The 25,586-nt window shown below is 43.7% G+C and carries 17 protein-coding genes and 1 pseudogene; 7 read left to right on the forward strand and 11 right to left on the reverse strand.

Annotated features, from left to right (window positions below; translation table 11 throughout):
• Window positions 1-612 precede the first annotated feature (612 nt).
• Window positions 613-1,536, forward strand: a complete 924-nt coding sequence (locus P2A85_RS07375; protein WP_377478376.1) for a polysaccharide deacetylase family protein — start codon at window positions 613-615, stop codon at window positions 1,534-1,536.
• Between the two features lie 45 nt (window positions 1,537-1,581).
• On the forward strand, window positions 1,582-3,060 hold the full coding sequence (locus P2A85_RS07380; RefSeq protein WP_377478378.1) for a DUF5009 domain-containing protein: 1,479 nt from the start codon (window positions 1,582-1,584) through the stop codon (window positions 3,058-3,060).
• A gap of 130 nt (window positions 3,061-3,190) precedes the next feature.
• Here the strand turns inward: P2A85_RS07380 and P2A85_RS07385 are convergent, their stop codons facing one another.
• Window positions 3,191-4,249 carry a hypothetical protein gene (locus P2A85_RS07385; protein WP_377478379.1) on the reverse strand — a complete coding sequence of 353 codons (1,059 nt, stop codon included), beginning with the start codon at window positions 4,247-4,249 and terminating at the stop codon, window positions 3,191-3,193.
• A 168-nt stretch (window positions 4,250-4,417) separates the two neighbouring features.
• Window positions 4,418-4,774 (reverse strand): DUF5678 domain-containing protein, encoded by a 357-nt coding sequence (locus P2A85_RS07390; protein ID WP_377478381.1) that lies wholly within the window; start codon window positions 4,772-4,774, stop codon window positions 4,418-4,420.
• Between the two features lie 210 nt (window positions 4,775-4,984).
• Between P2A85_RS07390 and P2A85_RS07395 the strand changes: the two genes are divergently transcribed.
• Complete coding sequence (locus P2A85_RS07395) at window positions 4,985-5,722, forward strand: hypothetical protein (RefSeq protein ID WP_377478382.1); 738 nt, start codon at window positions 4,985-4,987, stop codon at window positions 5,720-5,722.
• Between the two features lie 260 nt (window positions 5,723-5,982).
• Here P2A85_RS07395 and P2A85_RS07400 read toward each other — a convergent pair whose 3' ends face one another.
• The 5 genes from P2A85_RS07400 to P2A85_RS07420 form a co-directional block, all read right to left on the reverse strand.
• Window positions 5,983-7,710 carry a DNA methyltransferase gene (locus P2A85_RS07400; protein ID WP_377478384.1) on the reverse strand — a complete coding sequence of 576 codons (1,728 nt, stop codon included), beginning with the start codon at window positions 7,708-7,710 and terminating at the stop codon, window positions 5,983-5,985.
• 73 nt (window positions 7,711-7,783) lie between these two features.
• A complete protein-coding gene (locus tag P2A85_RS07405; RefSeq protein WP_377478386.1) occupies window positions 7,784-9,193 on the reverse strand; it encodes a ferredoxin:protochlorophyllide reductase (ATP-dependent) subunit N in 1,410 nt (469 codons plus the stop codon).
• Between the two features lie 256 nt (window positions 9,194-9,449).
• Window positions 9,450-10,979 carry a DUF5331 domain-containing protein gene (locus P2A85_RS07410; RefSeq protein ID WP_377478388.1) on the reverse strand — a complete coding sequence of 510 codons (1,530 nt, stop codon included), beginning with the start codon at window positions 10,977-10,979 and terminating at the stop codon, window positions 9,450-9,452.
• A gap of 34 nt (window positions 10,980-11,013) precedes the next feature.
• A complete protein-coding gene (gene bchL, locus P2A85_RS07415) occupies window positions 11,014-11,880 on the reverse strand; it encodes a ferredoxin:protochlorophyllide reductase (ATP-dependent) iron-sulfur ATP-binding protein (protein ID WP_340519308.1) in 867 nt (288 codons plus the stop codon).
• Window positions 11,881-12,556: 676 nt separating this feature from the next.
• Window positions 12,557-14,746 (reverse strand): CBS domain-containing protein, encoded by a 2,190-nt coding sequence (locus tag P2A85_RS07420; protein ID WP_377478389.1) that lies wholly within the window; start codon window positions 14,744-14,746, stop codon window positions 12,557-12,559.
• A 254-nt stretch (window positions 14,747-15,000) separates the two neighbouring features.
• Here P2A85_RS07420 and P2A85_RS07425 point away from each other — a divergent pair, with 254 nt between their 5' ends.
• Complete coding sequence (locus P2A85_RS07425) at window positions 15,001-17,616, forward strand: PhoD-like phosphatase (protein ID WP_377478391.1); 2,616 nt, start codon at window positions 15,001-15,003, stop codon at window positions 17,614-17,616.
• 133 nt (window positions 17,617-17,749) lie between these two features.
• Here P2A85_RS07425 and rbsK read toward each other — a convergent pair whose 3' ends face one another.
• Window positions 17,750-18,697: a ribokinase gene (gene rbsK, locus P2A85_RS07430; protein WP_377478393.1), complete on the reverse strand. Its 948-nt coding sequence runs from the start codon at window positions 18,695-18,697 to the stop codon at window positions 17,750-17,752.
• A gap of 153 nt (window positions 18,698-18,850) precedes the next feature.
• Between rbsK and nblR the strand changes: the two genes are divergently transcribed.
• Window positions 18,851-19,546 carry a response regulator transcription factor NblR gene (gene nblR, locus P2A85_RS07435; protein ID WP_341733989.1) on the forward strand — a complete coding sequence of 232 codons (696 nt, stop codon included), beginning with the start codon at window positions 18,851-18,853 and terminating at the stop codon, window positions 19,544-19,546.
• An 89-nt stretch (window positions 19,547-19,635) separates the two neighbouring features.
• On the opposite strand, the gene P2A85_RS07440 is transcribed toward nblR, so the two are convergent.
• Window positions 19,636-20,562: a TIGR01777 family oxidoreductase gene (locus P2A85_RS07440; RefSeq protein WP_377478395.1), complete on the reverse strand. Its 927-nt coding sequence runs from the start codon at window positions 20,560-20,562 to the stop codon at window positions 19,636-19,638.
• Window positions 20,563-20,861: 299 nt separating this feature from the next.
• On the opposite strand from P2A85_RS07440, the gene P2A85_RS07445 reads away from it, so the two are divergent.
• Window positions 20,862-22,508 (forward strand): DUF3352 domain-containing protein, encoded by a 1,647-nt coding sequence (locus tag P2A85_RS07445; protein ID WP_377478397.1) that lies wholly within the window; start codon window positions 20,862-20,864, stop codon window positions 22,506-22,508.
• Between the two features lie 265 nt (window positions 22,509-22,773).
• Entirely contained in the window at window positions 22,774-23,667 is an 894-nt protein-coding gene (gene lgt / locus P2A85_RS07450; protein ID WP_377478398.1) for a prolipoprotein diacylglyceryl transferase, read from the forward strand.
• Window positions 23,668-23,749: 82 nt separating this feature from the next.
• Here lgt and P2A85_RS07455 read toward each other — a convergent pair.
• Window positions 23,750-24,169, reverse strand: a pseudogene (locus P2A85_RS07455) (23S rRNA (adenine(2503)-C(2))-methyltransferase RlmN); the annotation flags it as partial.
• A gap of 119 nt (window positions 24,170-24,288) precedes the next feature.
• Window positions 24,289-25,347: an acyltransferase family protein gene (locus P2A85_RS07460; RefSeq protein ID WP_377478400.1), complete on the reverse strand. Its 1,059-nt coding sequence runs from the start codon at window positions 25,345-25,347 to the stop codon at window positions 24,289-24,291.
• Between the last annotated feature and the right edge of the window lie 239 nt (window positions 25,348-25,586).

Genomic DNA, 25,586 nt, shown 5'->3' on the forward strand with positions numbered 1-25,586 from the left:
CCCCCATCCCCCATCCCCCCTAGGGGGGTGGGGGGTCAGGGGGGTTCCCATGCCCCATGTCCCATACTTCGACAACGCTGGAGCCCCATTACCCATTACCCATTACCCATTACCCATTACCCATTACCCATTACCCATTACCCATTACCCATTACCTAGTACCCACCTAACTGAGAAAGGCTATATATGCTGACGATCGCCCAATAGTTGCAAATATATCTCACTTGACATACTCCCCGTCGTAAACGAGCGGGGATTCTTGACACTTCAACGAGTCCTGCTACCAAGGTAGTCTTACAGTCCCGACCTGTCCGTTTAAAGTCTCCCAATGCCCGCTCGGCGACTATCTGTATTCTAGCAAAAAGCCGTCAAGCGAAGGACGGGGCTTGTATCCCATTTTCTTGGTCATGACTTTTTGACAAGACAACTCCCGCACTCTGTCAATTTTCGGCTATGGTTGTGGCCTAGGCGCGATCGGCATAGATTTTACTATACTATTGGAATTGACCTAGCTCATCTTTGGAAAAAACCGCAGCAATCCTATACAATCTAAATGCAGACCCAGCTCTACCAAACCACCTAAACCAATACCTCATGAAGTCGTTATTGTCAATGGTAAATTTTTTAGTTGATAAATTGCCTGAGTATTTTCAACCGATTACCATCCGTAAAAAACGCATTATTCAATTTTTTATAGCATTTCTCATCACCTTAATTAGTTATCAAGTAATCTTAGAATTAATTACAGTAGAAATTCCAATTTTCGGTTTTCACGATATTGTTGATTTGCAAAATCCTCAAGAAATACCTCCCCAGCGTCGGGACTTTCCCGGCGACTACAGCCAGCAAAAAATAGAACCTTTTTTAGAATCTTTAGTAGTCAATAACTATTGGTTTTTGTCTACCCAAGAACTGTATGATTATTTTTTAGCAACTACCCCAAAAATAGTGCCTGCTGAATATCGCGATCGCAAAAAAGTCATCATTTCATTTGACGATGGAAACAAAAGCATTTATACACACTTACTACCTATCTTAGAAAAACTAGAAAACAAATACGGTAAAACAATTAAAGTAGTAGTATTTATTAACTCCGGCTTTTTCGGAACTCATCATTCACTAATCAAAAAAGTCAATTGTCAAGACTTGAGAGATGGATTTAAAAAAGGATTTTATGATATTCAATCTCACGGACTCAATCACGAAAATTTAACCAAAATTTCCCTTCAAGCTTTAAACAGAGAACTGTCACAAGACCAAATCCGATTGAGAAAATGCACCCAAGACTTAGACCCAAATCAAACAGTCGCATCTCACATCGCCTACCCCTTTGGTGCTATCAACAAAAAAATTGAGAAAACTGTTGCCAAATACTACACATCAGGATATTTATACGACAGTTTAAAATTAAAACTCCGCTTTTTCCCCCACAACCCCTATCGAATTTCCCGCTTGACTATCAACAACAAACACTCGACAAAAAAACTTATGAAAATGGCTTCAGGAAATTGGCTACACCGAACAATTGGCAAGTGAATTTGCTGAACTATATAGTTATTAAAAATACCAGAGGATAGTGCATTGGAATACACAAAATCAGAGCCAAAAGACATAGTAAAAAACGAAAAAGTATTTCCTATAGCTGCGGTTGCGAAACGCGCGGATGCCCTAGATGCACTGCGAGGCATCGCAGTTTTAGCAATGGTTTTATCAGGGACAATCGCCCGCAAAACATTACCGGCATGGATGTATCACGCCCAAGAACCGCCACCCATCCATACCTTCAATCCTCAACTAGCTGGACTAACTTGGGTAGATTTAGTTTTCCCCTTTTTTCTGTTTGCAATGGGGGCTGCTATACCACTTGCTTTATCTCGTCGCATTGCTAAAGGAGAGAGTATAAATAAAGTGATTAGTTCTCTTTTACAAAGAGGATTTCTCCTAGGTTCATTTGCGATATTCCTGCAACATATTCGACCCACTGTCATCGACCCCAACGAACCAGGCACGCAAAAATGGTGGTTAGGTCTCTGTGGATTTTTAATCCTGTTTTTCATGTTTCTTCGCTGGCCAACTAAGAAGTTTTCCTGGTTGCAAAAAGTCATAACCATTGCTGCTTGGAGTGCTGGATTTTTATTTGTATCTCGGATCAAATATCCCAACGGAATTGGGTTTGATTTCAACCGTAGCGATATTATCTTAGTTGTGCTGGCAAATATGGCAGTTTTTGGATCGGTAATTTGGCTGTTTACTCGTTCAAATACCTGGTTGCGAGTGGGATTATTAGGATTGCTGTTAGCGCTACGAATATCTGCCCAAACTGATGGTTGGATTAAGTCAATTTGGCTGTATTCTCCTGCACCTTGGATTTTTCAGTTTGATTATTTGAAGTATTTGTTTGTTGTAATTCCCGGTACTATTGTCGGGGATTTGCTGTGTCGGTGGATAGAATATAATTCGCCAGAAGATGATAGCTATTCTCACTGGAAAAATCGGCGATATTTCTGGATCGTGGTTTTGATGTTTACGATTAATTTAGTGTTGCTTGTGGGATTACAAGCTAGATTGGTGTGGCAGACGACTTTAGTAGCTTTTGTGCTGTGTTTGTCTGGTTTATTTTTTTTCCAAAAACCAGGAAATGTTACGGAAAATTTATTAAATCGCCTTTACCAATGGGGTTTTTATTGGGTGGTTTTGGGTTTACTATTTGAGCCTTATCAAGGCGGCATCAAGAAAGATTCAGCGACAATGAGTTACTTTTTTGTAACGACTGGAATGGCAATTTTTATGTTGATTGGCTTGACAATAATTATCGATGTGTTTCACCATAAACGCTGGTTGCAGCTATTTATTGACAATGGGGTGAATCCGATGATTGGTTATGTGGGATTTGCGAATATTGTGTGGCCAATTCTAGTTTTAAATAACTGGGAACCTGTGATTATTGAGATGACGGCAACCGATCCATTTATGGGTTTTTTGAGGGGATTTGGGTATACGGCAATTGTGGCGGTAATAGTGATGGTGTTTACGAGGTTTAAATTGTTTTTGAGAACGTGAGTTAATTAAAGGGCAAGTTTATCTTCAGGTATTGTATGGGAATTATTTAACCGCAGAGGACACAGAGGAAGAGAATAAATCGGGCGCACGGGGTTCATAAACCTGGTTTTTGTTCCCCCATGCGTAAGTCCTAGGAAAGTGACTTTAAAATGCCACTTTCCAATTGATAAATTGCTGCCATGATTCCGGTTTCGGGATTTTTGAGTAGGGACTTTTTGAAATCGTTCAAGTAACTTACCAGGTGTTCGCGCAAAATCGGTCTTTCGACTTTGACTGTGCGATCGTAATCCCATAAATCCCACATGATAATCCCGACACCGACAATCGGATCGATTAAACCTACTCCCAATTGACTCGCCACCGTACCGCCTGTTTTGGTTGCCATTTTGGCGGCGGCTTTGGTAGCTACTTTGGCGGTTACTTTGCTGCCAATTTTTGTAGCCATTCCTAATATTAATGGCTTGGTAATTAAGTAGCCACTGCCACCAATTAATGCTTTTAATGATAAATTTGAGATGTTTCCTTTGTCGCTAATTGTGGTAGCAATATCATTGAGATGTTTGTCCCATTTTGTTTGAGGTATGTTATAATTATTTTGAACGACTTTCACATTTTTGCTAACTTCCGCTATGTACAAGTTGGCGGTATCTTGGGTGATTAATTGAAACCGTATTTGAGCATTTTTTGGCAACAATACGCGGTGGGCAAATTCTCTTTGAAAGTCTTGGGTTAATTTTTCGGAAACAGCTTGAGAGGCTGCATTCATATCAAATCTGTTGATTACGGCTGATTTGAGGAAGTTGAAAGGTACGGTAAACTCCATCTTTTTTTGGTTGAAGTAATCGAAGTACCAATCTAGGAAGCTGTTGTCTAGGCGCGCGATGACTTCGGTTTCCCATTTATCTAATTCTTTGGTAGCGAATGTTTCGGCAGTTGTATGGGCGGTTTGGATGGCGTTTTTAATGTCTTGGTTGACTTTGCTAAAATCGTGGGGCGGGGAAACTATGACTGCTGTGGTTGCAGTATTTGTTAAGGACTTGGAAATGATAAAATTACCTAACAGGGGAATAATTACTACCAGAATGACGATCGTCCAAATCATCGGCGTTACAGTTTTGATAAACTGAGCGATCGCCTTTAGGCGCTCTGTTTTCTGTGAATAGGTAACTTTTTCCCGATCCTGATTCATGGTGATTCTGCAAGTGAGGAGAACTACTGGCTTGTTTCAATTATAGGTGGCGATTTGTGCGATCGTCTAAGATAATCTGGCCCAAGTTGGAAAAAACTGCGTAAAACTGAGCTATCCGAAAGGCGATCGCAATTTTATATTCTCAGGAATTTTTGCGTCGCGTAAAAATTATTTGCTCGTCAGGTTGTCGGAATTCAATGTTGAAGACAATGTGGATAATTCTATATCTCTATGCTTCAGTTTTACATAATAGTTGGGCTGCCAATCAGTGCGAGTTACTGCTCGAAAGCGAATCGGTAAAATCTGAACAGAAGCACAGTAGCGGGGAACTAAGTAAATCGCAAAAAGTTCTCCTGAAGCTTCAGCTAATCCCAAAACTTCTTGCAAGTTTTCACTGTGAGCGATTAATCGCTCGGAATTGTGGGCAATATATTGATTGCGATATAAATCTAATAACATCCGGCGGTTGCGTGTGAGCCATTTCAGCATTTCACGGCTTTCGCTAGGAGAGGGTGTTGTACTCATATATTTTGCGGGATGTAAAAATTAGTATAATAAAAACGGCTGGCTAGTTTCGATTATACTAGCTCGCACTTGCGATCGTGTGTTAAAAGACGAAAGTTGCGGAAAAAGTCTATAAAGCGGAGCTATTCCCAGAAAAACACTCATTTTAAATTCTTGACTCTATAAAAATTAAAGTGGTACTATCCTTGAATATACTTCAAGGTTTTAAATATGACCTTAGATCCTTTTGTCCGCAAGCTAGCTGCGATAAATCAAGCTTTATCTGCTCTTTCAGCAGAAAGCTGCACAACACCGGGATGCAATCAACCAGTGTCAAAACCAGGTCACAAATTATGCTATGACCATTGGAAAGCTAACAATGTTAAACCTGTTCAAGCTGTGTCACCGCCCAAACCTAAACCTCAACAATTTTCTGCCCCTTCACTTCTCTCCGCTACCACTATCAGCGAAAAACTAGAAATATCAAAACACAAAGTCAACCCAATTTTAGCAGAGTTAGGATTGGTGAATAAAGAGGGTAACGGCTGGGTAGCAACTAAACGGGGGATGGGTTTTGGGGCGGTACAAAAAACCTATGCTCAAGACAACACGCCTTATGTCATTTGGCCGGAATCTATACTGACAAATCAAGTTTTTCTGGCAACTATTGAGAGCCTTAAAGGTAATAATTTAGAACCGATTAAAACAGAAACAAATACAAAGCTAGGGTTCCGCGAAAAGTTTCGGGCGAGCGCCCAGCATCGCACAACCGACGGTCATTTTGTGCGGTCTAAAGCTGAAGTTTTGATTGATAATTGGCTCTATATGGCGGAGCTAGTTCACGCCTATGAACGCCGACTACCCATAGAGGAAGAAGTTTATTGTGACTTTTATATTCCTGGGGGAAGGTGTATATTGAATACTGGGGATATGAGAACAACCCGGAGTATGTGGCGCGTAAGAAAGTGAAGCAAGAACTATATCAGAAGTACGAACTAAACTTGATTGAGTTAACAGATGAACATATCAAGAATTTGGATGATTATTTGCCGAGAATGTTATTGAAATTTGGCGTAATTGTAACTTGATTTTAAAGTACGATCGCTTCTCTTCAAATCCAAAAGCTGTTAGAATATAGCACACGATGAACTATTAGTTAATGAGGCGATTGACTTCCTAGAGCAAGTTGTTGAGAGCATACACAAGATTTTGTAACATAGGTTGCTCTCCTAAAATAACTCACCCTGTACTCCCATATCCTGATTTTCCCTTTGCGCCTTCTTAAATGTCAATTCTCCCTGTTTCATATCGAAAAATTCTGGTCTTTTCTGTTTAGTTAATAATTCTTCAATAGTTAAAATTTGAATTTTCGCGTAATCCCTACCATTTCCAGCTTTATAAAATCCTGATGATGCCGCTTCCTTAATCATGGGTTTAGTGGGAGTAGTGAGAGTAACAAATAATCCAATATCAGCCTTATTTGTCTCCATTGTTCCTCGCAAATCTCTAATCATAGATGCGTTAAGATTTTTACCTCCTTTGACGCTAATAATAATTTTCTTCACTGCTGTTTTATTCGATTTTTTGATATCAACTACATCTTCAAAAAAGATTAATCCATCTATACCACCATCAGCACCTTTCTTTTTATCTTTGTATGGCTGTGCATTAACGAGAGAACAAGCCCACCATTGAAATTGATAGGGGTCACGTTCAAATAAATCTAATGCTGCGTCTAAATCTTTTGGTGTACCTTCTACCTCAAATTCAATCCCCGGAACTAACTTGTGATTTTTATTTTCATCTTGAATAAATTTCTCCGGGAAAGCATCTTTTAAGCGTTTTTCTATCAGGGCAATTGCTAAATGAGTAATATCTATTCCAATCCAATTTCTGCCTAAATTTTCGGCGGCGTGTATTGCAGTACCACATCCACAAAAAGGATCAAGTATAATATCACCTTTATTACTACTAGCTTGGATAATTCTTTCTAATAAAGCTAAAGGTTTTTGAGTAGGATAGCCGAGGCGTTCTCTAGCTTGTGAAGAGACAGGCTTAATATCACTAATTATGTCTTGTATCTGTGTGCCTGGAGCTTCATCTAAATATCTCTTATATTGTGGTACTTGCCCTTTAACTGGCCAATAAATTAGATTGTTAGCATTGAGAATATCTAGTTTTTCTTGTGTTGATAATGACTTATAAATGCTATTAGTTAAGCTTTCAATTGCCTTTACAGGTAATGCCCAGTGACGACCAACATCAGTAGGGTTGACACCCCGCCAAGGCTTACCAGAATCACCTTTTCTGACACCTGCTGCTGTTAGTGTTACCAGTCGATAACACCCTTTATCATCTTCAAATCTATAGAAGTCTTTAACATAGTCTTCATCATAATCTTGATAAACTTGATTCCATGTATAAATTTTAGATTTTGTATATAACAATATAAGATCATGAACTGGCCCCCATCTTTTAGCTCCGCCGTGAGATCCAGTACGTTTCCAAACAATTTCATTGCGGAAATTTATTGGTTCAAAAACTAAGTCTAAAATCATCTTTAGATAATGACTAGCAGTAGGATCGCAGTGTAAATATAAACTACCTGTAGATTTCAAAACCCGATGCAATTCTAATAAGCGAATTGCCATCATTACTAGATAAGCAGAAAGAGAGTTTTTCCCTAACGTCCTCACCAATAAATCTAATAATTCATATAATTCACCTTTCTTATCCCTTAATTGATCCAAAAAATGCTCAGATTCGATACCCCATGTCCAAGTATCTTCAAAAGCAGTTATCTGAGCTTCTGAACGTTCACCAGTAGCATTTTTAAACAAAACATTATAATCAGCCTTAGAATTAAAAGGCGGATCGAGATAGATTAAATCAATAAACTCATCAGATACGTGTTCTCTTAAAACTTGTAAATTGTCACCATAGTAGAGACGTTTCATAATTCACTTAGACTTAATTAATTCTAACAAAAAAAAAGAATGGGGTTAGTAAGAATAACCCCATTCTTTTTTATTAAACCTTCGCTTCATTCTTCACCAAATTACCCCAACCCAAATCCTTCAGCGAATTATTCCGGCGCAGCGGACGAGTCACCAACTCCAGAATATCGCGCGCATTCCCAAAGCCGTGAATCTGAGCAAAAGTAAACTCAACTGACCATTTAGTATTGATTCCCCGCGCTTCCAAAGGATTAGCGTGAGCCATACCGGTAATCACCAAGTCGATATTTTGCTCATAAATCCGCTGTAACTGATTGTAATTGTCTGGTTTCTCGACAATCCGAGGAGTCGGAACTCCCATCTCGTGACAAGTCTTTTCTAACAAAGCTAATTCAGCGGCTTGATAGCGCTTGTCCATGTAAGGAATGCCAATTTCTGGACAAGTCATGCCGCAGCGAATCAAGAAACGTGCTAAAGAAATTTCTAGCAAGTTGTCGCCCATGAAGAAGACTGATTTGCCGCGAATTATTTGCAGGTAATCTTCTAAACCAGCCCAGATTTGTGCTTCCCGTTCGTCTAAACCTTTTGGTTCAATTCCTAGCACTGAGCAAATTTTTTCAATCCAAGCGCGAGTTCCGTCAGGCCCGATCGGGAATGGAGCACCAATTAGCTTACACTTACGACGGCGCATCAGGGTAGAAGCGGTACGGGACAAGAACGGATTCATGCCAGATACATAATAGCCTTCTTCCAAAACTGGCAATTCAGTGTAGCGCTTGGAAGGAAGCCAACCGGAAACTTTGATTCCTTGCTTCTTCAATTCTAAGGTTAGCTGAGTGACAACTGGATCGGGTAAAGAACCGAAAAGTACCAGCGGTGTGTGCTTGACATATTCCGATTCATCTGCTGCAACTTCCTCTTTTTTCTTGCCGAAATTCAGCAGTTGAGAGATAGCATTGCGTTCTACTTTCTGAGATTCCATGACAGGTGCTTTTTCAGGGCACTTAGCAGCCATGGCGGCCAAAACGGTATCTTCCCCTTGGGTAAAGGCGTAGTCTAAGCCATTGGCGCGGGCTGTGACGATGGGAATGCCAATTTCGGCTTCCAGCCTTGGTGCTAAACCTTCCAAGTCCATTTTGATGATTTCGGTGGTGCAAGTGCCGATCCAGACAATTACACTGGGGTTGCGATCGCGCTTAATTTGCAAACACAGCCGCTTTAACTCTTCATAATCATTCAATTGAGCGGAAATATCACCCTCTTCCAACTCAGCCATCGCATAGCGAGGTTCAGCAAAAATCATCACACCCATGGCATTTTGCAAGAAATAGCCACAAGTCTTAGTACCGATGACCAAGAAAAAGCTATCTTCAATTTTTTGATAAAGCCAAGCTACGCAGCTAATCGGACAAAAAGTGTGATAATTACCAGTTTCGCATTCAAAATTTAAAGCTTCAGGTTCAGTAGTAGTAATAGCAGTCATAGCCTAAATTTTCTCCGTTTAAATTAATTGTTTTTTGTCGAGAACTGGAACTTACGCAAGAGAATACAAAATTTGAGCAAATAAGATCTGTGTGAGGGGGAAACTGCCCTCACAGCAGGCATTTAGTTTATCTAAACCCGTGAACGCAAAATACCTTTTGGTAGTTGTGAGTTTGAGCTAATTAATAATTAAAAACTCAAAACTCACAACAGCAAGAACCCTGAAGGATAGGAGAGATTTGGACGATGCCAAAACCTTACTTAAAATCCGACAAAAAGCCCGAAATTTCTTCATCCTCGTCATCGGAATCCAAATCGCCGAGACCTAAAGCATCTAAATCATCTTCATCAGGGTCTCCGGTGGTGGCTTCCCCCAAATCATCAAGTCCCAGATCGTCGAGATCGTCGTCATCAGATACAGAGAATTCGTCAATTCCATCTTCATCCAAGTCGCCTAGATCGAGTTCCAGGTCATTGGAGGCCGCGTCTCCAAAAGGGTCGGGTATCACTTCCGCCACAAAATCTTCATCTTCTTCTCCAAAGGGATCGGATATTTCTGTTTCCATATCCCCTGAAGTCAAAGTCCCAAATTCTGAGGCTTCATCTTCGTCGTCATCACCTAGGTCAAAAGCACCCAAAGCCGAGGCTTCTTCATCTTCGTCGTCATCACCTAGGTCGAGAGCGCCTAAAGCCGAGCCTGCTTCCTCATCGTCCTCATCCATGTCGAAGTCGGAGACAGAGCCTGCTTCCTCATCCTCATCCATGTCGAAGTCGGAGATTTCCTCTGCTTCCTCATCCTCATCCATGTCGAAGTCGGAGATTTCCTCTGCTTCCTCATCCTCATCCATGTCGAAGTCGGAGATTTCCTCTGCTTCCTCATCCTCATCCATGTCGAAGTCGGAGATTTCCTCTGCTTCTTCATCATCATCCATGTCGAAGTCGGAGATTTCCTCTGCTTCTTCATCATCATCCATGTCGAAGTCGGAGATTGCCTCCGCTTCCTCATCCTCATCCATGTCGAAGTCGGAGACAGCCTCTTCTTCCTCATCCTCAAACCCTTCCAAGGATTCCTCATCAGAGGAACTAAGTGCTGACGCTATGGCGGCAGCACCGCCTACTCCGGCGACTAATCCTGCTCCTGCTAATATCGCAGCGCCTAATGGATTAGATTTGGTAGCGGCTGCGGGGGCTGCTGGCTCAGGGGTGGCTGCGGGAGCAGCGGTGAGAGTTGCAGCGGCTGGGGTCGCAACGGCTGGGGTCGCAACGGCGATCGGTTCTGTGACAGTTAGAGATTGACCAGCCGTAGGTTGAGCCGTAGGTTCAGCCGTAGGTTGAGCCGTAGGTTCAGCCGTAAGTTGAGCCGTAGGTTCAGCCGTAAGTTGAGCCGTAGGTTCAGCCGTAAGTTGAGCCGTAGGTTCAGCCGTAGGTTGAGCCGTAGGTTGAGCCGTAGGTTGAGCCGTAGGTTGAGCCGTAGGTTGAGCCGTAGGTTGAGCAATATCTGAGGACATACCCAGGGCTAAGTCTGGGTCAAAATTTAGCCCCAGAACTTCGATGAGGCTGTCTGCATCCGGCTTGAGTTTTGAGAACGGCAGCATTAATTGCTGGAGTTCCGGCTCCAGAGCAGCCGCAATTCCCAGGATGAGGTAAGAAACAGGCCTTTTCCCGCCGTCGGGTGTGGCGACCGTGTTGTCAGCCGTCATGTGCAGGAGCAGCCAAGCTCGATTTGCCTGGTAGTAGTCCAACCACTTCTGTTTGAGAGCAACTGAAAAAGTATCAAAAAAAGCCATAACCTCTTTATCCTCATCCTGATCGCTAGACCTATTAAACCATCATCAGGTTTAGCTCATCTTCCTCTTTCTTGACCACAGGTTGAACTGGATTTAGATAAAAATCTGACAGCAAGGAGAATAATTCGCGATCTGGCGTGTCATTGGGCACTACTCCTTCAGGTCTTGCCAAGATTTGATCGGCGATGTTGAGGTAGTAGTCGCAGACGTAATTGAGGGATGGATCGTGCTCGGCCATTTCAAACAATGTTTTGCCTTTGACACGAGAAACGCGAATGTCTTCAATTAGGGGCAACACTTCCAGCACTGGCATGGGTACTGAGTCTATGTACTTGTCAATCAAGTCACGCTTGGAGGTGCGGTTGCCAATTAAACCAGCGAGTCGCAGGGGGTGAGTGCGGGCTTTTTCGCGGACTGAGGCGGCGATGCGGTTGGCGGCAAATAGGGCATCGAATCCGTTGTCGGTAACAATCATGCAGTAGTCAGCGTAGTTCAATGGGGCGGCAAAACCACCACACACGACGTCGCCTAGTACGTCAAACAGGATGATGTCGTATTCGTCAAAGGCATTGAGTTCTTTGAGCAGTTTGACGGTTTCGCCCACGACGTAGCCGCCACAACCAGCTCCTGCGGGGGGGCCGCCTGCTTCTACGCAGTCAACGCCGCCGTAGCCTTTGTAGATGACATCTTCAGGCCAAACGTCTTCGTAGTGGTAGTCCTTTTCCTGAAGGGTGTCAATAATTGTTGGGATCAGGAAGCCGGTCAGCGTAAATGTGCTGTCGTGCTTTGGATCGCAACCGATTTGCAAAACTTTTTTGCCGCGTTTGGCTAAGGCAACGGAGATGTTGCAGCTTGTTGTTGATTTGCCAATTCCACCTTTTCCGTAAACTGCGAGTTTCACTCTTTTTTCTCCTATAGGTTTCTCTGAAAACGATCGGGCTCTGGGGTTTCACGCTTTCATGTTGCGATCGCCCTTACTGCCATACCCAACTCCTAGGCCTTTACTCTTTGAAAGCATTATTAGCTAACTTGCTGGGAAAAGAAAGGGGGTACAAAAATGAAAACGCTAGTAAATTACTTTATTTTGCATCTTTGGGAATCTTAGCTTCTTTTTCAATTTCACACTCTATTTTTAGGTTTTTTTTACATTTCAAATCAATTTTATAGTATTACTTTTTAATAAAAAGGTACAAAAATAAAACAAAAGTTTACTTCTGAAACAATCTGGAGTTTGTGCTTGGAGTCTAGGATGTAGGCAGTTGGGGAGTTTTGTGGGAAATTACTCTGAGGAAACAGGCGCTGACGGATGGGGCGAACTCGGAGTGAGTTCGACTAATTGGCTCTGCCGAGGTCAAAGTCGAGTTAGCAGAAAGGGATTGCAGGTGATTTTGATGGGCTTTCTAGTATTTTGTAAAATATTGTTAATTTTTAGGAATGGTTGACTAATGACTGGGGAATGGAGAATGGGGCAACTCCCCCCAGCCCGGCCCCCAAGGGGAATGGGGAATAGGAAATGGGGTATTGGCCAAACAGGGGATTGGAATTAACGCAAAGAACCAATAACCAATAACCAATGACTAATGACTACTGACGATCGGAATTTCGATCGCAAACTCAGTACCTACTCCAGTTTCAGAAACGCATTCCAGCCGCCCCCCATGTTGTTCCACAATTAAGTGGTAAGAAATAGACAATCCCAACCCCGTACCCTTACCCACAGGTTTTGTCGTAAAAAATGGGTCAAATAATTTAGAGCGAATACGATCGGGTATGCCGCCACCATTGTCGGAAATTCGGATCGCCACAAAACCCTTGTCAATCACTTCCGTGCGAATAGTAATAGCGGGAGGACTCAAGGGAGAACTAACAGTTGGCTGGGGTGGATTTGTGCTATTTCCCATGAACCATTTACCCTTCTTGATTTCTTCATCCACAGCATCTATAGCATTGCTGATAATATTCATTAACACTTGATTTATCTGACCTGCACAGCACTCGACGCGGGGCAAATCGCCGTATTCTTTAATGATTTGAATAGCTGGATGTCCGCCTTGAGCTTTGAGTCGGTGCTGCAAAATCAGCAAAGTGCTGTCAATGCCTTCGTGAATGTCCACTAGCTTGATGTTAGCTTGATCCGATCGCGAAAAATTACGCATTGACAAAACTATTTGGCGGATGCGATCGGTTCCTACCTGCATGGAAGACAGAATTTTAGATAAGTCTTCCACTAAAAAATCGACTTCAATATCTGCTGCTGCTTCCCTAATTTCAGACACTGGTTCCGGGTAGTGATGCTGGTAAAGTTCCAAGAGTTGAATTAATTCTTTGACGTAATGACTGGTGTGGGAAAGATTGCCATAAATAAAATTAACTGGATTATTAATTTCATGGGCAATACCGGCAATCATTTGTCCCAAAGAAGACATTTTTTCGGTTTGGACAAGTTGACTTTGAGTTTGCTGTAACTTCCGCACAGTTTTCTCTAATTCCTGGGCTTGCATTTTCAAGGAATTTTGCTTGCGTCGCAGCACTTCTTCAACTCGCTGACGTTTAATAATATCTCGTCTCAACAATTCATTAGATTCTAAAAGTTGAGCTGTCCGTTCTTCAACTTGTTTTTTCAAGTCGTCATGAGCTTGACGTAGAGCTTCTTCTGCCCGTTGTCGCTCTAAAATTTCTTGCTGCAATTGCTGATTTGCCAGTTGGAGTTGGGAGGCTCTATCATCCACTGCTTGTTGCAAAATCTCGATGGTGCCGTACATTTCAGATGGATGAAAAACGGGCGGCAAACTTGACTGAGACACCACGCCCAAAAGCTCTCCCTGAGTGCCAATTACTACCAAGCGACGGACACAATGCCGCTGCATTTCCTGGTGAGCTTTCCACAGAGAATCGGTGGGAGATACACAAAATAGGGGGGAACTCATGGCATCAGCCACGCAGATTTGGGAAAAATTTAATTCGAGGGCGTGAAATTGCACGATGTCGCGCTCTGTGACTATACCTACAGGTATTAATAGTGGGGAATTGTTGGTGAGAAAGGGACTATTTTCTGTTGGTGCGATCGCGGGTGGTGTAGGGTCAATTTGGGTGTCAACGATCGCGATGTAATTGACTTGATGCTTGACCATGAGCTGCGCTAAATCGAGGGCTGAGGCAGTTTTTGGGGCACAAATGACTTCTTTGGTCATCACATCTGCTACACAGCGTAAATTGCTCTGTAGGTTAACTGGTTGCAGAGCTTCGTAAATTGCTTCGCGGGTGATGATTCCCAAAAGTCGATCGTCGGCGTCCACTACGGGTAAATGCCGGATCTGGTGTTGTCGCAACAGGAAGATGGCGGTGAAAATATCTGGAGAATCGGATTGTTTGAGAGTAATGGGCGATGAAGTCATCACCTCAGCAATCGTCAGACCGATCGAACAAGCGGATGCCGTGGTTAACTTGATGATATCCCGCTCGGTGAAAATACCTATGAGTCGGGATTCTTTGACTACTAACACGCAACTGCGTTTGGTAGAGTTGGAAACTGGGTGTGGTCGATCGCCCGAAATGTGACAGGATATCCGCATCGGGTTCATCAGAGACAATACCTTGGCGATGGGAGTTTCTGGAGTAACTATCAAAGGATGGCGATCGATAGCGCTATCTAAAGGTGACGAGTAGAGGGGGCGAGTTTTCTGTCTGGTGGTTTGTAAACAGGATTTAATTGGCGATGACTGTGGGTCAAAATTTCGGAAATGCTGCAATTTTTGTTCCTGGAGCATAGTTTTTTATTAATTTTTCTTAATGAATTGTTACAATTTTGAAAACTTTTCTGGTCAGACGCCAGTATTAAGTACAGAACTTATGCAAAAGCTAAGAAAAAAAGGGTTTTTGAGTTAAGCGTTGGGCTTAAATCACACCAGGTTTGTTGTTCAGAAACCCAGTTTCTGAATCCTTCGTGAAGTAGTAGATGAAAGATGTTCGATCGCCTTAAATCTCATTTTTGGGCAAACCTCTTGTTTAATTTTTAATTGTTATGTCGTGGACTTCCTTAAGTAACCGGATTCATCATTTGCCCCTGATTCTAGCGGGTCCAATTTTACGTCGAACCGAAAGTCAGGCTGTGACTGTTTGGCTAGCTCTAAAAGCACCTCGCCAAGTCGAACTCCAGGTTTACTCAACGGAGGGGGGAACTGGCGAAACGATCGATCGACCTTTGCTCCAAGGTACTGCTTCTACCGTGCCACTGGGCCAATACCTGCACGTAGTGGCCGTGACTGCCAAGCCGATCGACAGCAATTGCTTGACATCTGGGCAAATATATGCTTATAATATCGAGTTTGCTGGTTGCGAGTCGTCGGGAGTTCCAAGACTGGAAAATGAGACAGAAAATCTCCTTTCTTGTCTGTGGCCTATCGCCGAGGATTTGTCGTGTTTGGGACTGGGGACGATCGGTTATTTCGATCACCAGTTGCCCACTTTTGCCCTACCACCGCAGGATTTAAACTATTTGCGGATTGTTCACGGTTCTTGTCGCAAGCCCCACGGAGGCGGACGAGATGCACTGCCAATCTTGGATAGTTCGATCGAACAGTTCGCAGGAATGGCAAATTCCAGACCTCACCAACTGTTTTTAACGGGTGACCAAATTTACGGGGACGATGTTGCCGATCCGATGTTGTGGGCTTTAACCGATGCTGGTGATGCACTATTGGGCTGGAAAGAGAATTTGCCCCTGACGAATCTTCAAATTCAAGATAATTTGTGTACCAGTATACCTAAAAATCGGGAAAAAAGAAATAAGATTCGTAACCGAGTCACAGTTTCTACGGAGCCACAGTTTCAGCAACAGTCAGAAATTCAGTATAAATACAAACAACCAGTTGATTTTAAACCGGGAACTCGCACCGATATTGCCAGAGATTTTGGTGGCTTTACAGCAATGTTGGTGAATAAACCAGACAATGCGAAAAATCATTTGTTTGGTTTGGGCGAATATTGTGCGATGTATTTGTTAGTTTGGTCGCCTGTGCTTTGGTGCGAGCGTTTTCCCAAAGGTAAGGATATTTGTGATAATGCCAAGCAGGCAAAAGTGTGGGATCGAGAAGCTTTTGAACTGGAAAGTTTTGCTCGCAATCTGTGGAGAGTCAGGAGGGCGATCGCCAATATTCCTACTTATACCATTTGTGACGACCATGATGTGAGCGATGACTGGTATTTGAATCGAGAATGGTGTCACCGGGTGCTGGGTAAACCCTTCGGGCGACGGGTGGTGCAGAATGCTTTGCTGGCTTATGCTGTGTTTCAGGCTTGGGGAAATACGCCGCAACAGTTCGATGCAGGAACAGTGGGAGAGAAATTATTAACAACTGCTGCAAAATGGTCGGATTCTGCTGGGAGTGATGATTTAGCTTGGGAAAAAGTGGCTAAGTATTTAGGGATTCCGGCTGTTGATATTGAGACTAATTTGCCGAAGTTTAAATTAGATGAAGATGTTTTAATTTTGGATCGGGATGATGAGGCGTTGGAGTGGCATTTTACGATTAGAAGTTTTAAGCATGAGGTGATTGTGCTGGATACGCGGACTTGGCGCGGCTATCCGACGGAAAGTGCGATCGATCCGCCAATGCTTTTGACTCATAAAGGTTTTGAGGAGCAAATTCAGCAGCCTTTGAAAGAAACTGAATTGTTGAATGCAACTGGGAAGTGGGATATTGAGGCAACTTTGGTTGTTTTACCTACAAATTTGGTAGGTTTGTGGATTATTGATGCGGTGCAAAAGTGGGAGGTGGAGCACGGGAAGGTTTTTAATAGCGATGCGGGGGATGCTTGGAATTTTCATGAGTTGGCTTTTGTGAAGTTGTTGGCGGAGTTTTTTAAGCGGCGGGGGAGGGTGATTGTGTTGACGGGGGATATTCATTATGCTGCTGCTGTGCGATTGAGTTATTGGTCGGATTGTCATTTTGGGGATTGTCGATCGAATATATCGAATATTGAGTCTTTGTCAAGGGTGGATGTGGATTTGGAAACCGCAAAGGCGCAGAGAACGCAGAGGGAGGAGAAGGAGGGTGTTTTGGGTTTGGATGGGGGGAAGGATAGAGCGAGTTTTCAATATTCTGTGTTGGCGCAATTAACTGCTAGTGCTTTGATTAATGAGGAGTGGAAAACTCATTTGATTCATACTAAGATTAAGTCATTGTTTCCTGAGCCGAGTCACGAGTGTTTGGGATGGAATGAGCCGCTGGAATTGGTGAAGATTTCGAGGATTAACAGAAAGAAGTCTGTGGCTGCGGCGGTGAGAAATAGACAATCTTTGCCTGATTGGGGTTATCGGATTGATTGGATGAAACGACAAAAAGCTCGCGTGTTTTTGCAGCATACAGGTGAGGGTTTGTCAAGTAAATCTGCTAAGTTGTCGTTGGGGCAGAGGTTGTGGCAGATTGTGTCGCTGTTGTGGCGCAATCGCTGGCTGCAAGAGGGTGATGAGATTGTGGGATATAGCAATATTGCGATCGTTAGTTTTCAGTGGCCCGCTGATGGTGATGGGGAGAAGGCGGCGATCCAAAATGTTTATTGGCGGCCTGTTTGGGCACCGGATAGTGTGGTTTATAGTCAATATTTTGTGTCCCTAGAAACAAATCAGGATGATTAGAAAGTAGGTAGTTGAAACTGCATCTACACAGTGATAGTGATTGGGGATTATTCGTGATATCAAATTCGTTGACATCGGAATTATGATTTCTCTCATCTCTTTCTCTGTGTCCTCTGTGTTCTCTGTGGTTAAATCATTCCGATGCAACGGTCAACGATATTATAGGGAAACAATCAAGAAAAGCATCAAAAGTTGCCCGATCGCACATAGCCACTTGAGCACCCATTTTAGTCACGCACAAAGCGCCCGCAGCCGCCCCCCACACCACCGCCTCCTCCAAGGACAAACCAGCATCTAAGGCGGCCGCCAAACCGCCGTTAAAAGCATCACCAGCAGCCACAGTATCGATCGCCTCCACCGCAAAAGCCGGGACAAACAAAGTCCGATCGGCAGTCACAGCAACCACACCGCGATCGCCCAATTTGACGATCGCATTCTTCACACCCCGCTGCTGCAATTTTTTAGCCGCTTTAATCGCAGTTTCTGTATCATGCACCGCAAAGCCGACTAATTGACTAGCCTCCACTTCATTGGGGGCGATCGTATCAATTAAGGGATAAAGCTCTAGTGGCAAATCGGAACGAGCCGGAGCCGGATCTAGAATCACTCGCACCCCCGCTTTACAGGCAATCAAAGCAGCCCTGTGGACAACTTCCAGGGGAATTTCTAACTGCAACAACAAGCTTGTAGCACCGGGTAACAGTTTTTGGAGAAGTTCGATATCGGCATCACCAAGATGATTATTCGCGCCCGGAATCACAATAATATTATTTTGCCCGCCATCGTCTACGGCGATAATTGCTACACCTGAATGAGAGTTTTGGTCGATGGATATATTGTCTGTATTTAAACCAAAAGATTGTAAATTTGTCAACAATTCTTCACCAAATTTATCATTGCCGACGCGACCAATCATGTGAGTAGAAGCGCCAAGACGGGCGGCCGCCACCGCTTGATTGGCTCCTTTGCCACCGCCTGCTGTCAAGAAATTGCTACCAATAATAGTTTCCCCTGGTAGTGGCAACCGAGGGGTTTTAGCCACCAGGTCGATATTAATACTTCCAAATACGATGATGCTCATAGGGGATGGGGGATGGGGGATAGGGAATGGGGCGATCGGGCATGGGGACGAACAACTAACAAATAACTAATAACAAATTAACTAATAACTAATAACTAATAACAAATAACAAATAACGTGTTACAACAGGTATGATCTACATCGGTCAATTCAATGGCTGCACTCACTCTCGATCGCAATCCCTGTGTCCTGCTGGTGGAAACCGACGAAGTTCTCGCCGGACACTTGAGTCTGGACTTGAAATCCTCTGGCTACGAACCGATAGTGGCTTCTAACATCGCCACGGGGAAACTTTTAGTCCAGGAATTGCAGCCAGCTTTGATTGTGATTGACAGGATGTTGGGCCCTGAGTCGGGACTATCCCTATGTTCTCACATCAGGAGTGGGGGGAGTCGAGTGCCGGTGTTGCTGTTGATCGGGCGTGATACAGTGGACGATCGGGTGGCTTGTCTGGAAGCTGGCGCTGATGATTATTTTCTTAAACCTTACCGCACCGAGGAGTTTTTGCAGTTGGTGCGGTTGTATTTGCAGCCGGATACTACCAGCAACAACCAATTGAGGTTTGGGGATTTAGTCTTGGATTTGGCTAGTCGGCGCGCCCTACGCAACGATCGCGCGATCGACCTGACTATGAAGGAATATGAACTGTTAAAGTATTTGATGGAACATCCCCGCGAGGTGTTGACTCGCGAACAAATTCTGGAAAATGTTTGGGGTTACGATTTTCTGGGTGAATCCAACGTAATTGAGGTTTATATTCGCTATTTGCGGCTCAAGATTGAAGATGAGGGTGAAAAGCGGTTGATTCAGACGGTACGTGGTGTGGGCTATGTGATGCGGGAATCTTGAAAAAGTTTGAGGGAAGCAGAATTGCAGGTAGTGGAAAGTAGAGAAACCGGGTTGATTTTGCCAAACCCGGTTGGGGCTACCTACCAGCCTTAAAAATGCTTGACAATCTCTTCTATGGCCGATCGCAACTGGGGATATTCATACTGAAAACCACTAAGTAAAGTGCGTTTCGGCAACACTTGTTGACCTTCCAAAACAACTTTTGCCCCATCTCCCAACAGCAATTCTAAAGCAAAACTTGGGACCGGCAACCAAGAAGGTCGCTGCAAAACTTCTCCTAAAGTTTCGCACAGTTCATTCATCCGCACTGGATGAGGTGCTGTCGCATTCAACACACCTTCAACTTGGGGATTTTGCAAAGCATACAAAATTAAATTCACCACATCATCCCGGTGAATCCAAGAAAACCACTGTTTCCCAGTGCCAATGGGCCCGCCAGCAAATAATCTAAAAGCAGGTAGCATTTTTGCCAGAGCACCTCCCATTCCCAAGACGATTCCCAGGCGCAAAATTACTAAGCGGGTTCCGGTATTTTTGACTTTTTCGGCGGCACTTTCCCACTCTTTGCAAACCGCAGCTAAAAAATCATCTCCCCCAGGGCTATTTTCTTCAAACTCAGCGGTTTCGCTAGTGCCGTAATAGCCGATCGCCGATGCACTCACCAACACAGATGGTTTAGGATTAGCATTGGCGATCGCCTCGACCAATTTTGCCGTTGTTAATTTACGACTATCAAGAATTGCTTGTTGGCGCGCCGCCGTCCACCGTTCCTCAGCAATCGGAACTCCCGCTAAATTTACCACACCATCGCAGCCCCCGATCGAATGCTGCCAATCACCAGACTCGGCCGGAGAGTAACCGACAATTTCCAAATTCGGATAAGCTGAAGCGGGAAAAATTCGCCGAGCTCGCTCCGAGTCGCGGGCTAAAACCAGTACGCTATGTCCTTCCGAATGTAGCCTTTCTACCAAACGGCTACCTACAAATCCTGTTGCTCCCGCGATCGCTACTTTCATCTTTTACCCGCAATTCACATTTTTAGTATTGTAAAACTTCATTGAGTTTATAAGCAATTATAAACAATAATGGTATTATATTGTTGAGAGTGTTGAACAAGGAATACGCACAGCCTGGAGATGATACTAAACGGCAGTTTCATAGACTTTTCCTGACATTAAAGACATCAGGTCCAAAAAACACGGTGTTCTTGTCGCAATCGCTGTCTGTAACTGGTAAAATAAGTATCAATGTTGGCAGAACCAGGTCGATCGCCTCACCACAAGCTAAAACTTGTTTTTCGTTAAACTGATAAGGAATGCAAGGATCGCAAACAATGCCTGGAAAACAACCAAAGCTTCTAATTGCTGCCACCATCATCGCAGCAGGTAGCGCCGCGGTCTACTTTTACTTCAAGGGTTTGACTGAACAAGTATCCAACCCTCTCGAAAGTGCCAAAGTCGTACCGGAAAAAGCAATCATGGCCGCGTTCATCTCCCCCAATCCCCAAGCGCTGTCACAGTTGGAGCGATTTGGCACCCCAGGGGCTCAAAAATTAATCGGCCAGGGTTTGAAGACTTTTCAAGAACAAAGCTTAGCAGGCACTGATATTGACTATGACAAGGACTTAAAGCCTTGGCTGGGCGGCGTGATGGTGGCTTTACTCCCCCCTGATGGCGAGGCGAAGACTGAACCTCCCAAACTGCTGCTAGTTGTCAGTGTCAAAAATAAAATTAGTGCTTGGAATTTTGCCAATAAATTAAAATCTCAGCAAGGTGCAAAAACTCAGGAAAGCGAATATCAAGGGGTAAAAATTTCTGAGATTACAGAACCAACTGGAAAGGGCTACAGTGTGGCTTTGCTTGACGATAGATTAGTTATAGCTCCGTTGAAAAAGCCTGTACAATTGGCGATCGATACTTTTAAAGGACAGCCTTCCCTCGCCACTAAGCAGAGTGCAACTAAGTTTTTGTCTGACAGTGCAGGGGTAGAAAATCCGATCGCCACTGTTTATATTGCTGACTACCAGGCTGCAATGCAGCAATTTCAAGCTAATTTGCCTCCTGATGTTAAGTTACCTTCCACAATTTTTTCCCAGTTCCAGCAAGTCAAGTCAATGGTTGCAGGAATTGGGGTAGACAGTGCGGGATTGAGGGTAAAAACTATTGCTCAGTTAGACCCCAATTTTCCTGGGCAAAAGCCCCAAGCTGCCTCGAAATTGTTGCCGAGATTTCCTGGTGAAACTATCGCTGTAGTTGGCGGTCAAAACATCGCTAAAATCTGGTCTCAAGCTACCACAGATGCCAAAGATATCCCCGAAGTTGACCGGGGAATTCAGCAAGTGAGGGATAGTTTTAAACGGTTGAATTTGGATGCAGATCGAGATGTTTTTGGGTGGATGAATGGGGAATTTGCAATCGGGGCGATCGGTTCCAATCAAGGCATTTTGTCTCAGTTGGGGATGGGGACTGTGATGATTTTTGAAACGAGCGATCGCCCCGCAGCCGAAACCCTGCTCACCAAATTAGATGCGATCGCCAAAAGCAATCCCAGTGTCAGTGTCGCCTCCAGACAAGTTCAGGGTAAGGAGGTGACGGAATGGAAAATACCTCAGCAAGGAACTTTATTCGGGCACGGCTGGGTGAATCAAAATACCATGTTTGTCGCTTTCGGCGGGCCTTTAGTTGAGGCGATCGCCTCGCCACCGCCACAGCCTTTAAGCACCAGTCCGAGTTTTCAGGCGATCTCGACTTCTGTGTCCCCAGGCGATCGGGGTTACTTTTATTTGGACATGGACAAAACCATGTCCTGGGCTAACCAATATTTGCTCAAAGCAGCACCAACTTTGATTTCACCCCCCACCGCCGAAGTGCTGAATTCTCTGCGAGGAGTTAGCGTTGTCACAACCGCCCCAGAACCTTCCATTACTCAATTGGAAATGCTGTTTTCTTTCAAATCTAATTAGCACTTTTAACCTGATTCCTGGGCGAAACCTCCATTTTTCAATTACACAGATGTTGAGTTTTGTCAACCCTCTGTTAAGCAAGATGATTATGGGCAGTCACAAACACAACTCTAGACACAAATCTGCCAAGTCCAAAATTAAGTTGATTTTGTGGTAAGTTTGCCAAAAATTGCATCTAAATGACCGCAGACACCTAAAATAAACTTTGTAGTTTGTTCAAGGGTGTGCAATCTGACTGCTTTCCAACAAAATTAATGCAACTTTCATGGTGCTAAAAATTCTCCTGCTGCCCCTAGGGTTTCAATTTACATCCCCAGGCCCGATCGTCTTTGAATTCGGCCCCCTAGCTGTCCGGTGGTACGGCTTGTTGATTGCTTCTGCCGTTTTGATTGGGGTGAGTCTGTCCCAATACTTAGCGGCCAAGCGTCGCATTAACCCCGAATTGCTGGGCGACTTGGCAATTTGGCTAGTTGTGGGCGCTATTCCTTGTGCCCGAATTTATTACGTTGCTTTCGAGTGGCACCAGTATGCTCAGCGCCCGCAGGATATTATTGCGATTTGGAAAGGGGGAATTGCTATTCATGGGGCGATTTTGGGCGGCACGATAGCCGCTTTAATTTTTGCCAAAATCTGCCAAGTTTCTTTTTGGAAATTGGCCGATTTAGTTGCCCCTTCGGCAATTCTTGGTCAAGCAATGGGACGCTGGGGAAATTTCTTTAACTCAGAAGCCTTTGGCCGTCCTACAGATTTACCTTGGAAACTGTATATTCCTCTAGAACATCGACCACAGGAATACGCAAGTTTTGAATATTTTCATCCCACATTTCTCTACGAATCTCTGTGGAATTTGACAGTATTTGGGTTGCTACTGACTTTGTTTTTCCGTGATTTGCAGGGTAAGATTCGCTTGAAAATCGGTAGTTTATTTTTGGTTTATTTGACCGCTTACAGTTCTGGTAGAATCTGGATTGAAGGGTTGCGAACTGACAGTTTGATGTTTGGGCCGCTGCGGACAGCACAGATGGTAAGCTTGACTGGGATTGTTTTAGGTTTGGGCGGGTTGGCTTGGCTTTATTATTTCGATCGCGCTTTGCCAGATGTTGTTTCCCCTAAATGCGATCGGGCAGAACTCCCTCAGCAGTCTCCTGAAGATCAATAAAAAACCCCAGAGATTAATCTCTAGGGTTAAACCAGGGTGCATCTACCATCCCTTTGTTCTAGCCGAAACAGGTGCATCAGGAAACTTGGGCTGAGACGCACACAGTCAGCCGTTTTTCGGTGGGAATGCCGACTGTTTCTATGATTTGACCGTCGGCCAATTTTAAGAGATACTTGACGGTGGAGTCTGGTGCGACCGATCGATAGTGAATAGTCGATCGCCCGATCGGAATATCCGCAACAGTCTCGCGCCACTGTTTCGAGAATACAGAAATCTCAGACAGCGATCGTGCGCCTCTCTCATAAATCCATTGGTACAACTGCTTTCCACGATAAGCAGGTTGCCCATGTTGCTGCACCCACTCCGTTAACTCAGCCAAACTCGCCCCCAACAGAGGTGGAATTTTACCAGACTCAACAGCAAAAATACCAGTCTTGCCAGACTGATTCGCACCCTTGGAATTACCAGAAGAGTACACCTGAGAAACGGAAGTAGGAGACATAGGTCATCAAAAAATTTAAAGCCACCCTCTATCTTAAAACTTTTCGACCAAAGCTGCCGACCATCTGGTGCGAAGTTGGCCAAAATGGACTTGATCAATATTTTCTGCCAATTAATTCGTCAGGATGAAAATTGCTTGCGTAGCTTGGCGCATGGCAGATCTATATATGTATAAATTGCATAGGCTAATACAAAGGAAATCAGGAGACTCATCGCTCCCTGCAAAGCCATAGGCATTTTAGGTAAATAAAGATAAACAAGTTGAAGCACAGTATCGTGTACTAGATAAAGCGAGTATGAAAGCAAACCAATAAACCGCATCCAACTCCAATTGAGAATTTGAAATACTCCCCAATCTGGAAAACGGATAGCAGCAATAAAAACAGAATATAGTCCAATACCTTGAATAGTGTAACGCAATGTATACCGAAACTCAGGATAACGACAGATAAACGAGAACATAAGTAAACTGATTCCTGCTGGTAGTAAGAAATACTTCCACAGTCGGTCTGAACCATAGTGAACATCTAATACTGGGTTGCCATAGACCGCTAATGCACAGCCAAACAGTATGCTATCTATTCGGGTATCTGATAAATGCAAGATACGAGCTTCCGTTGCTCCCATCCCAAACACTAGAACACATCTCCAAATTAGAATCACCAAGCAAAGTCCCAAAAAAATCAACATTTGCCTTTGGCGACTCACACGCATTTTGAGTAAAGTCATGTATAGAAAAGGGAAAACAAGGTAGAAGTGTTCCTCAACCGCCAGAGACCAATAGGCACCACTACCAGGAGCTACTCCATAGGCACCAAAAAAAGTTTCATAATAATTATAATAATGTAGAATCTGACTCACCAAAGCTGATAGTCTGATGGGTTCTTTAAATACACCTATTAATGTCAAGGTAGTTCCTAGGAATAAGGCTAGATAGAACCCAGGCCAAATTCGCAGAATGCGTCGCAAATAAAAATGTTTTAAATCAATGAACTGATTTTGTTCATATTCACGTCTCAGCAAAGTTGTGATCAAATATCCACTTAAAAAGAAAAAGACTGTTACACCAAAGGCTCCAGGGATAATATGATTCAGCCCTGCATGAGATAAAAAGACAATCAGAAAAGCAATAGTCCTAATGCCGTCCAAAGAAGGGATGTAAAATTTGGATGGTGTCATGATAAATTTTTTGCGAAGGAATTGACCTTTTTTTGATAAGTGCATATTACATCAAATAGTTTTTGTATGTCCAGTCCCACTTACTCTTACTTATAGTCCTCGACGCATTTCAAGCTAATTACGTTTCACCTAACGGGTGACAAGCTAGCTGAAAGTCATAGAGGAAATAGCTTTGGGGGATATCGCCTCTTCAAAAATTTGTTGGCTGCGATCGCACCTAACAAGTTATGGTCAATAAA

Source organism: Microcoleus anatoxicus (assembly GCF_042465725.1).
In the GTDB taxonomy this organism is placed as follows: domain Bacteria; phylum Cyanobacteriota; class Cyanobacteriia; order Cyanobacteriales; family Microcoleaceae; genus Microcoleus; species Microcoleus anatoxicus.